Origin of the sequence: Halochromatium sp. (assembly GCF_046541315.1) — a bacterium.
In the GTDB taxonomy this organism is placed as follows: Bacteria; Pseudomonadota; Gammaproteobacteria; order Chromatiales; family Chromatiaceae; genus Lamprobacter.
The window spans coordinates 1-4,380 of record NZ_JBKHDN010000218.1; the positions used below are offsets into that span (position 1 = coordinate 1).

General features: G+C 66.8%; 4 protein-coding genes. All 4 read left to right on the forward strand.

Features of this window, described 5'->3' with window-relative positions; genetic code table 11:
* Positions 1 to 5 precede the first annotated feature (5 nt).
* The 4 genes from ACLFQI_RS11925 to ACLFQI_RS11940 all read left to right on the forward strand — a co-directional run bounded on the left by ACLFQI_RS11925 (position 6) and on the right by ACLFQI_RS11940 (position 4,369).
* The gene (locus ACLFQI_RS11925; RefSeq protein ID WP_410759617.1) at positions 6 to 695 is read left to right on the forward strand and encodes a GntR family transcriptional regulator; all 690 of its coding nucleotides are present in this window, start codon (positions 6 to 8) and stop codon (positions 693 to 695) included.
* A gap of 138 nt (positions 696 to 833) precedes the next feature.
* The gene (gene prpB, locus ACLFQI_RS11930; protein WP_410759611.1) at positions 834 to 1,715 is read left to right on the forward strand and encodes a methylisocitrate lyase; all 882 of its coding nucleotides are present in this window, start codon (positions 834 to 836) and stop codon (positions 1,713 to 1,715) included.
* Between the two features lie 5 nt (positions 1,716 to 1,720).
* Entirely contained in the window at positions 1,721 to 2,917 is a 1,197-nt protein-coding gene (prpC, locus tag ACLFQI_RS11935) for a 2-methylcitrate synthase (protein WP_410759613.1), read from the forward strand.
* Positions 2,918 to 4,369, forward strand: a complete 1,452-nt coding sequence (locus ACLFQI_RS11940; protein ID WP_410759615.1) for a bifunctional 2-methylcitrate dehydratase/aconitate hydratase — start codon at positions 2,918 to 2,920, stop codon at positions 4,367 to 4,369.
* The last annotated feature ends 11 nt before the right edge of the window (positions 4,370 to 4,380 follow it).

Here is a 4,380-nt window from a genome sequence, read left to right on the forward strand (position 1 = left end):
CAGCCATGAGCGAAGCGGCCCTGATCGCCCTTGATCCCGGCACCCCGAGCGCCGCCGCCACCCTGACCGATCGCCTGTTCGAGGCCTTGCAACGGGCGATCGTCGAGGGCGAACTTCCCCAGGGCAGCAAGATCAGCGAGCCCGAACTGGCCCGGCGCCATGGCGTCAGCCGGGGCTCGCTGCGCGCGGCGATCGCCCGCCTCGAGGCCTGCAAACTGGTCGAGCGCCGGCCGAACCTGGGCGCGCGCGTGGTCGAACTCAGTGCTGCGCAACTGATCGAGCTGTTCGAGCTGCGCGAGGCGCTCGAGGGCATGGCCGCGCGCCTCGCCGCGCGGGCGATGAGCGATGCCGAGATCGATGCGCTCAGCGCCCTGCTGGAGCAGCATCGACAGCAGATCGCGCAGGAGCAAGGGCAGGTCTACTTTCAACAGCAGGGCGATCTCGATTTCCATTTCCGCATCGTGCAGGGCAGCAAGAACCGGCAGTTGATCGCGCTCTTGTGTGAGGATCTCTATCACCTGTTGCGCATGTACCGGGTGCAATTCGGGATGCGCAGCAAGCGCTCGCGGCAGGCCTTCGAAGAGCACTGCTACCTGCTGAATGCGATCCGCGCGCGCGATCCGGAGATGGCCGAGCTGATGATGCGCCAGCATGTGCGCGCATCGCGCCGCAACCTTGAGCGGGCGCTCGCCTGAGCGATGCGCCCGCCTTCGTGAACGCCGATCCAGGAAGGTCGAGGCCTTCGCGCAGACAGCAACAACGCTGTCCAACGGCTCTTTCTAGGCTGAACACAGGGATGACGAAGACCATCGCCACCACCGAGGACATCAAGCATGACCGTCGCAACCAACCCCGGCGCCCGCTTCCGCGCCGCGATGGCCGAAGAGCGGCCGTTGCAATGCGCGGGCGCGATCAACGCCTATCACGCCCGCCTGGCCGAGGCCACCGGGTTCCGCTCGCTGTACATCTCCGGTGGCGGTGTCGCCGCCGGTTCCTGTGGGATTCCCGATCTCGGCATCACCACCATGGATGACGTGCTGATCGACCTGCGCCGCATCACCGATGTCACCGAGCTGCCGGTGCTGGTCGACATCGATACCGGCTGGGGCGGTGCCTTCAACATCGCCCGCGCCGTGCGCAGCATGAACAAGGCCGGCGCGGCGGCGGTGCATCTGGAGGACCAGGTGCAGCAGAAGCGTTGCGGCCATCGACCGAACAAGGCCATCGTGCCGCAGGCGGAGATGGTCGATCGGATCAAGGCCGCCGTCGATGCGCGACTGGATGACGAGTTCGTGATCATGGCGCGCACCGATTCGCTCGCGGTCGAGGGGCTGGACGCGGCGATCGGGCGCGCCCAGGCCTGCGTCGAGGCCGGCGCCGATGCGATCTTCCCGGAGGCGGTGACCGAACTCACGCAATATCGCGCCTTCGTCGACGCGGTCGGCGTGCCGGTGCTGGCGAATATCACCGAGTTCGGTTCGACGCCGCTGTTCACCGTCGATGAACTCGCCAGCGTCGGCGTCAGCATCGCGCTCTATCCGCTCAGCGCCTTCCGCGCCGCCAATGCCGCCGCGCTCCAGGTCTATCGGGCCCTGCGCACAGAAGGCACGCAGCAGCCGGTGATGGCGCTGATGCAGAGCCGCGCCGATCTCTACGACTATCTCGACTACCACGCCTACGAGCAGAAGCTCGATCAACTCTTCGCAGCGGAGTAGGGCCTATGACCACCAACACCAGCGTCAGCGCTCCCGGCGCCGCCGATAGCGGCACCAGCAACGGCGGCTTGCCGAAGCCAAAGAAATCGGTCGCCCTGTCCGGCACCGCCGCCGGCAACACCGCGATCTGCACCGTCGGGCGCACCGGCAACGATCTCCACTATCGCGGCTACGACATCCTCGATTTCGCCGAGCAGGCCGAATTCGAGGAGATCGCCTATCTGTTGATCCACGGCGCGCTGCCGAACGCGGCCGAGCTGGCCGCCTACAAGACCAAGCTGCGCTCGCTGCGCGGCCTGCCGCAGGCGGTGAGGCAGGCGCTGGAGGCGATCCCGGCCTCGGCGCATCCGATGGATGTGATGCGCACCGCCTGCTCGGTGATGGGCAGCTGCCTGCCGGAGCGCGACACGCACCCGGCCGCCGAGGCGCGTGAGATCATCGACCGGCTGATGGCGAGCTTCGGCTCGGCGCTGCTGTACTGGTATCACTTCGCGGTCAACGGCCGGCGCATCGAGGTCGAGACCGACGACGACAGCATCGGCGGCCATTTCCTGCATCTGCTGCACGGCGAGGCGCCCAAGGCGTCCTGGGTGCGGGCGATGCACACCTCGCTGGTGCTCTACGCCGAGCACGAGTTCAACGCCTCGACCTTCGCCGCGCGCGTGGTCGCCGGGACCAATTCGGACCTGTATTCGGCCATCACCGCCGCCATCGGCGCGCTGCGCGGTCCCAAACACGGCGGCGCCAACGAAGAGGCCTTCCGCACCCAGAGCCGCTATCACAGTGCCGACGAGGCCGAGGCCGACATCCGTGCGCGCGTCGGCCGCAAGGAGATCGTCATCGGCTTCGGCCATCCGGTCTACACCGTCGCCGATCCGCGCAATCAGGTGATCAAGCGCGTCGCCCAAGCGCTCTCGGAGGAGGCCGGCGATACCCGGATGTTCGCCGTCGCCGAGCGGTTGGAATCGGTCATGTGGGAGCTGAAGAAGATGTTCCCGAACCTGGACTGGTTCTCGGCCGTCTCCTATCACCAGATGGGCGTGCCGACCGCGATGTTCACGCCGCTGTTCGTGATCTCGCGCGTCACCGGCTGGGGCGCGCATGTGATCGAGCAGCGCGAGGATGGCAAGATCATCCGCCCATCCGCTAATTACACAGGCCCCGAGAACCGTCCTTGGGTGCCGATCGAGGAGCGTTCCTGAATGAGTAAAGCCGCCACCCTGGACGCCTCGCGTCCCGATTACGACGAGGTGATCCAACGGATCGCCGACTATGCGCTGGACTTCGATGTGCGCCAGAGCCGCGCGGCGATGGAGACCGCCCGCTATGACTGGATGGACAGCATCGGCTGCGCGCTCTATGCGCTGAACTATCCCGCCTGCAGCAAATTGCTCGGGCCGGTGGTGTCCGGCGTCGAATTGCCGGGCGGCGCGCGCGTGCCCGGCACCTCCTATCAGCTCGATCCGCTGCGCGCGGCCTGGAACATCGGCGCCATGGTGCGCTGGCTGGATTACAACGACACCTGGCTCGCGGCCGAGTGGGGGCATCCCTCGGATAACCTCGGCGCGATCCTGGCGCTGGCGGATTTCCAGTCGCGTCAGGCCCTGGCCCATGGCGAGGCGCCGCTGACCCTGGGCGATGTGTTGCAGGCGATGATCAAGGCGCACGAGATCCAGGGCGTGCTCGCGCTCGAGAACAGCTTCAACCGCGTCGGGCTGGACCATGTGCTGCTGGTGCGGATCGCCTCGACGGCCGTTACGGCGGCGATGCTCGGCTGCACGCGCGAAGAGGTGCTGAGCGCGGTCTCGCATGCCTGGCTCGATGGCTCGGCACTGCGCACCTATCGCCACGCCCCGAACACCGGCCCGCGCAAATCCTGGGCCGCCGGCGATGCCTCGGCGCGCGGGCTGTTCCTCGCCTACACGGCACTGAAGGGCGAGATCGGCTACCCGTCGGTGCTGACCGCGAAGGGCTGGGGCTTCCAGGATGTCAGCTTTGGCGGTCAGCCGATCCAGCTCGCGCAGCCGTTCGGCACCTATGTGATGGAGAACGTGCTGTTCAAGATCAGCTATCCGGCCGAGTTCCATGCCCAGACCGCGGTCGAGGCGGCGATCACCTTGCACCCGCAGGTCAAGGATCGGCTCGATCGGATCGAACGCATCCTGATCGAGACCACCGAATCCGGCGACCGCATCATCAACAAGACCGGCCCGCTGAACAATCCCGCCGACCGCGATCACTGCCTGCAATACATGGTCGCGGTGCCGCTGATCCAGGGCCGCCTCGGCGCCGACGATTATGAAGACGGCGCGGCGGCCAATCCGCTGATCGATCGGCTGCGGGCGAAGATGGAGGTGGTCGAGAACGAACGCTTCACGCGCGAATACCTGGAGGCGGACAAGCGCGCGATCGGCAACGCGGTGCAGGTGTTCTTCACCGACGGCTCCAGCACCGAGAAGGTCAGCGTCGACTATCCGGTCGGCCATCGGCGCCGGCGCGACGAAGGCATTCCGCTGCTCGAGGCCAAGTTCGAGCGCTATCTGCGTGGGCGCATCAGCCAGAAGAACAGCGATGCGATCCTCGCGCTCTGCGCCGATCAGGCGGCGTTCGAGGCCTGCTCGGTGGAGCGGATGATGGGGCTGTTGAGTCTTTGAGTCCTGCGCTG